The organism is Bacillus sp. B2-WWTP-C-10-Post-4, from assembly GCF_009183805.1.
GTDB classification, from domain to species: domain Bacteria; phylum Bacillota; class Bacilli; order Bacillales; family Bacillaceae_G; genus Bacillus_A; species Bacillus_A cereus.
Window position 1 is genome coordinate 1 of the sequence record NZ_WEII01000177.1, and the last position, 5,327, is coordinate 5,327.

Consider the following 5,327-nt stretch of genomic DNA (forward strand, 5'->3'; position numbering starts at 1 on the left):
CTATAATATCAATGCTAAAAGATAACTTCCCCTTTATTGTTTTCATTTTTAACTATTCCCTTCCAGATGCCACCTTTAATTTATAATTCTCAATATAATAATAACATACGTTTCGACTTTTAACTTTTTTACATTTAATTACTTTTTTGTTCTGGTGCAAAAAATACCGTTATTATGTGCAACCGGATAGCAAAATAGCAATAACCCCTGAAATTAAAATTAAACCTGAACAGATTGAAGAATCCACTACAAAAAATCTAACGAAGCAAAAGTAAACAACATATAGATTTGAATTATATTTCTCAACAACCAAAATTACTTAATGTGGCAAAATAATACTCGGGTTGGCACCCAATACCATATTACGCTGGTGCCAGTCGCAGTAAGGCACCTTTGGGTGTCCTTTCTTTTGTTTGAAACACATTCTGGCAAAATACCTGTATCTTTGTTGATTTACGACTCACATAAACCAACAAACTTCGTATATATAATTTGTTACCTTAAATAGGTTGACGATACGAACAGTTATAGGAGGATTTTGTGAATGGTAAAAACAGCATGTGTAAGTATGATTACTGGCATTCTTTTAATATGTTCAACAGGATGTGCCACTCAAACTAATTCCATTACAACTAAAACTCAATCAGTAGATGATGGCACATATACAACAAAAGAGATCACAGACGCATTTCCTGTAGGAACACCCATAACTACTTACATTCAAAAAGAAGAAAAACTGAACGTAAAACATCTCACCAATATTTCACTTACAGATGGCGGCGTCGGTAGAGTTCTGGAAGCAACAGATGGTTTTGTTGTTGTATGTGGGAATGAAAAAGGAGTTTTTGATGTGTTAACATTTAAAACTCTGGAAGATGTAAAGAAATATGAACAGAGTTTAGCGCGATAATTAATATCCTCCTTATGCCTTTTACACAGACATTGTCCTCTTGCTCTTGCTATGGTCTTTTCTAAGTACAGTATAATTGCGTCATGAATACACACACGTTATAATAGTCATCTAATTACATATTAAGAGGTGCAGAAAATGAATAAAACAGAATTAACAAAAGTAGTAGCAGAAAAAGCTGAACTTACACAAAAAGATGCTGCAGCAGCAACACAAGCATTATTAGATACAATAACAAATGCGTTAGCAAATGGAGAGAAAGTACAGATTCTTGGTTTTGGTACATTTGAAGTACGTGAAAGATCTGCACGTACAGGACGTAACCCACAAACAGGTGAAGAAATGCAAATCGCAGCTTCAAAAGCACCTGCTTTTAAAGCTGGAAAAGAATTAAAAGAGGCAGTGAAATAATTATATACATTGAAAGAGTCCTGATATTCATATCAGGACTCTTTCAATACCTTTTTGTTCATAAAACAAAAAAGTATCATCCAATATATATTAGATGATACCCCCTTATTTATAAACGTAGTATTTATTTATATACAGCTAGTTTTTGTAAAAAGATGAAAAAATAATAAAAAGCTTATCATTAAGTGCTAAAAGATAAGCTTTTTTGTCTATACTTATTAAATTTTATTTGATTTCTTCCATGCTAATACTGTAATAAGATATTGAATACCAAATAGGACAGCGAAAAGTATAATAAATCTTGCTATTACTGATAACCATCCAACGAAATCTTCAGGTAAGTTATATTTGTATGTGGTAGCACCTATTGCGACAAAACAAAAAATAAAGGTATTACTCATTTTTTCTTTTAATTTTTCTTTTAATTGTTCTTTATTATTAATATCCGTTTCATAGACACCAGTTAGAATAGATTTAATAACAACGAATATCATATAACAAATTATAATGGCTAATGAAGCAGCCCATTCTAAAAATGGACGGTGTAGATATGCTCCTCTTATTATAAGATCAACAAAAGCTATAAATAGGACAATAATTCCAGATTGAGCCCAAATTTTCATTTCAATTTGTTGAATTCTTTCATCTGGATGTGTACTGAGTGAAAACCATTTTTTTAGTTTTTCCACTTTAAAATTCCTCCCAAAATAATTTATCTAAACTTTTATCTAATGTTTTAGCTATATGAATGCAAAGGTTTAAAGAAGGGTTATAATTATTACTTTCAATAATACTAATGTTATGTCGTTTGACACTCCCACGGCTAAAGCCGCAAGTCCTACACCTTACGGTGTAACGGATGGGATTCTTGAATGACTAAGCATTCGCAGTCCATTTCTGTTTTGAACAGCCTTCAAGATGAGGGTGTGCCATCACCCCTCCTAAGACAGACCATATAGGTTCTTAGGCTGATTGACTATTACCGCCAATCACAGTTGCGTAGCGGATATTCATCGCCCCAACGATATCACGATGTTTCTCAAACCCACATTGACACTTGTATTTTCTGTCTTGCGCCTTGTTCTTTTCAGAACATTTCGGACATGTTTGACTTGTATAAGAAGGATTCACATATTCGACCTTTATGCCAACTAATGTCGCTTTGTACTCGATGAATTGTGCTAAACGATGGAATGACCAAGTGTGTAGATTCTTTTCGTTTTTACGGCTTGTTCGTGCCGTCTGTCTAATGTTCGTTAGTTGCTCTAATCGAATGACAGAAATATTATTATCCGTTGCAAAATCAACGATTCCACGACTTACTTTGTGGTCTTGGTCTTGCATCCATCTTTGTTCTTTATCATCAAGTTGACGAAGGGCATTCAGTTTCTTAGCTTCTCCTAATTTCTTGCGAACACTGCGAAACTTACGTTTCATAAATTTATTTTGCCTACCGTTCCCGAAGAAACGAACTTTATCATCATCTGTGATAGCTACCGCAGGAACTTTGAGACCTAAGTCTACTCCTAAAATCTTTGTTCCCGTTTTTTCGTTTGTAGGAATCGTGACAGATATTTGAGCAATCCATTTAGCAGATTTCTTCGTGATACGAAGTGTACCTAACTTGTGCTTCAACAATTCGAAATTGCGATTATATTTGTCGATTAATAAAGCGCGAACCTTTAAACGAGTTGACTTTCCGTTTACCATAAACGGAATTGAAATGTGTGTGAAGTCAAATGAATAGTTTTGGTTATTCCATACACAAACAGGTCTTTTTAGAATCGGAACGATTTTGTATTTACTCTTTTTCACCTTTGTAGAAAACACACTTTTCGCATCTTTAATTGCTTGATTTTTCACCGCACTTGGGATATTGGCCTCAATATCCTTTGTACTTTTCTTCGTACTTTTCTTTGCTTCAACCATTTCAGATACAAGAGCATTAATGACTTTTATATACTCGTGGCTACTTTGTTCCAATAGCATGATTTGTTCTTTTGTTGGAAGCAATTTAACTTTAACCGTGATGGTTTGTGGCACAAGTTTCACCCCCTCTTTTTTTGATTTTCAACATAATGTTTTATTGTCTCACTTGATACACTTCCAGCAGTAGAAACAAAATAAGAACGCGTCCATAGGCTCGGCAAGTGTTGAAAATGTGAAAATTCTTCTCTCAAACGTTTTGATGTCACTCCTTTAATTTTTGCCATTGTATCAGCAGGACTAAGTGTTGGTGGTGTATTTAAGAACAAGTGAACGTGGTCTTTGTCGCATTCCATTGCAACAATAGAAATATCCAATTCTCCGCATATTTCTTGAACCAACTCCTTGAAACGTTCTTCTACTTTTGTGTTAAGAAAAATCTTTCTTCTGTATCGCGGGCAAAACACAAAATGATAGTTAATTAATGACACGGTTGTTTTGGTTCTTCTATAATCATTCATCATGTTTGCATCGTATCAGTTAGATTACAAAACTGCAACACGAAAGATAAAAAAATAAAAGATACCAACATTTTGGATACTTAGAGTGCCACAAGCCTTGCGGTTTTTAGTGCACTCCTTATCCAACCTCACTTTCATCCCATGCCTAAAGGCGAGGGGCTTTCTCGTTCGGGAAGGGCTGTAAGGTCAATCTTTGTTTTGTTTTTCTAACAGTTGAATAACTTTATCTAACTTTTGCTCAACTGAATCTTGCTTTTTGTGATTACTAGAATATTGAATTTTACGTATAATTCCCCCAAGCAATGCACCGATGATCATTAATATAATAGCAACTCCAATGTAATAAATAGAGTTTTCTAAAGGCATTATACAGAACCTCCTTTTCCCTATTTTACCATTTGAAAGGAGTGATTTGTTATTTGACTTTGGTTGTATACTCTATACATGTCAGGTTCGTATAACATCTCATTATCGTTACCAAGAACAAAGAGGCCCCCTACCCTCGAAAGAAACCTCCTTTTTCTTTTAGCTATTTATGTATCCGAGTTTTCGTGCGATTTATATTAAATATGCATAATTACATAATTATTCCTTATATAAAGATATTGAAATTTACATTTTTAACCTGTAAAATACAGGATGTTAAATAAATACCTAAGGGGTTGTTAATATGAAGAAATTTATGAGCATTTTAGCTATGTGTTTTGCACTTACACTAGCATTTTTACCATCTGTTTCAAAGGCGGATTCTTCTCCACTACGAAGTGTTAGCATTAGTGCTGTAGGCGATAATAACAAAATGTATAGTGCAAGTTCTTACTTATCTATTCCTGTTCTTAAGGGCGATTACCTTTATGTAAAAGTTAGTGAAGTAGGCACACCGGATTCATATTCTGAGGCTTTAACTGTTAATGGTGTTAGATATGCGGGAAGTTCTTTAGACGAAGTCAGTTCTTATACTGGTCCATTCGGATCTGAAAAAACATTTAGATTACGTATCAAGGATTCTTACATCTTCTCAAACACATCAAATTCAACAAACACTATAGCTTTTGAAGCTAGAGTTCCTTTCTCAATGCAAGTATTATCTAAAAGTATATCTGTTCATGTAGAATAATTTATAACATTATTATTAATAAAAAATACATCCCTATAGGGATGTATTTTTTATTTAATAGAAACATAAATTGAACTTACCGTTATAGAAAAAGGAGCACCATAAAAATAGTGAACTTAATATTGTTCAAAGTTACTTGTACTTATCTCCCAATTAATTGTGCAATCTAACCTTTTCATCTACTAAGTTCTTTTACTAAGGAATGGAATCTAAAAAAGAAATAGAAATGAGCCTTTTTTATTATTTTGTTCATCTTTTTTTCGTTTTAGGAGAGATTTTGTTTTTTATCTTGCTAACAATGTGGAGATATCCTAGGTGTGAACTACCCGCCACTTAACGTCCTAACGGACTGTTTGAAGTGGGGGCTTCTCGGTTAGTCGTTACTTTTGGTAGCTAACGAATTCGTCCTAAGACAGCCGAGCTAACTCCCTTGTTCCAAGGG

The 5,327-nt window shown here is 33.9% G+C and carries 7 protein-coding genes and 1 pseudogene; 3 read left to right on the forward strand and 5 right to left on the reverse strand.

The genetic code is table 11. The annotated features are described in order from the left end of the window. The first annotated feature begins 544 nt into the window (after positions 1 to 544). Together GBN78_RS28200 and GBN78_RS28205 are read left to right on the forward strand one after the other, a co-directional pair. Entirely contained in the window at positions 545 to 910 is a 366-nt protein-coding gene (locus GBN78_RS28200; RefSeq protein WP_098605995.1) for a hypothetical protein, read from the forward strand. Positions 911 to 1,048: 138 nt separating this feature from the next. Beyond that, entirely contained in the window at positions 1,049 to 1,321 is a 273-nt protein-coding gene (locus tag GBN78_RS28205; RefSeq protein WP_001043941.1) for an HU family DNA-binding protein, read from the forward strand. Between the two features lie 218 nt (positions 1,322 to 1,539). On the opposite strand, the gene GBN78_RS28210 is transcribed toward GBN78_RS28205, so the two are convergent. The 5 genes and pseudogenes from GBN78_RS28210 to GBN78_RS28230 all read right to left on the reverse strand — a co-directional run bounded on the left by GBN78_RS28210 (position 1,540) and on the right by GBN78_RS28230 (position 4,134). Beyond that, complete coding sequence (locus GBN78_RS28210) at positions 1,540 to 2,010, reverse strand: DUF6773 family protein (protein ID WP_118043348.1); 471 nt, start codon at positions 2,008 to 2,010, stop codon at positions 1,540 to 1,542. A gap of 1 nt (position 2,011) precedes the next feature. Beyond that, positions 2,012 to 2,137 (reverse strand): annotated as a pseudogene (locus GBN78_RS30795) (helix-turn-helix transcriptional regulator); the annotation flags it as partial. A 147-nt stretch (positions 2,138 to 2,284) separates the two neighbouring features. Beyond that, positions 2,285 to 3,364: an RNA-guided endonuclease InsQ/TnpB family protein gene (locus tag GBN78_RS28220; RefSeq protein WP_098328693.1), complete on the reverse strand. Its 1,080-nt coding sequence runs from the start codon at positions 3,362 to 3,364 to the stop codon at positions 2,285 to 2,287. 5 nt (positions 3,365 to 3,369) lie between these two features. Beyond that, entirely contained in the window at positions 3,370 to 3,771 is a 402-nt protein-coding gene (gene tnpA / locus GBN78_RS28225) for an IS200/IS605 family transposase (RefSeq protein ID WP_152127954.1), read from the reverse strand. Positions 3,772 to 3,954: 183 nt separating this feature from the next. Then, positions 3,955 to 4,134 carry a DUF4083 family protein gene (locus GBN78_RS28230; RefSeq protein WP_097862199.1) on the reverse strand — a complete coding sequence of 60 codons (180 nt, stop codon included), beginning with the start codon at positions 4,132 to 4,134 and terminating at the stop codon, positions 3,955 to 3,957. A 304-nt stretch (positions 4,135 to 4,438) separates the two neighbouring features. Between GBN78_RS28230 and GBN78_RS28235 the strand changes: the two genes are divergently transcribed. After that, positions 4,439 to 4,885 (forward strand): hypothetical protein, encoded by a 447-nt coding sequence (locus GBN78_RS28235; RefSeq protein ID WP_098295942.1) that lies wholly within the window; start codon positions 4,439 to 4,441, stop codon positions 4,883 to 4,885. Positions 4,886 to 5,327: the final 442 nt, after the last annotated feature.

Bases quoted from the DNA above. Each gene is read 5' to 3' on its own strand.
- GBN78_RS28205 (WP_001043941.1), top strand. From the start codon at position 1,049: ATGAATAAAACAGAATTAACAAAAGTAGTAGCAGAAAAAGCTGAACTT.
- GBN78_RS28235 (WP_098295942.1), top strand. From the start codon at position 4,439: ATGAAGAAATTTATGAGCATTTTAGCTATGTGTTTTGCACTTACACTA.
- GBN78_RS28200 (WP_098605995.1), top strand. From the start codon at position 545: ATGGTAAAAACAGCATGTGTAAGTATGATTACTGGCATTCTTTTAATA.
- tnpA (WP_152127954.1), bottom strand. From the start codon at position 3,771: ATGATGAATGATTATAGAAGAACCAAAACAACCGTGTCATTAATTAAC.
- GBN78_RS28230 (WP_097862199.1), bottom strand. From the start codon at position 4,134: ATGCCTTTAGAAAACTCTATTTATTACATTGGAGTTGCTATTATATTA.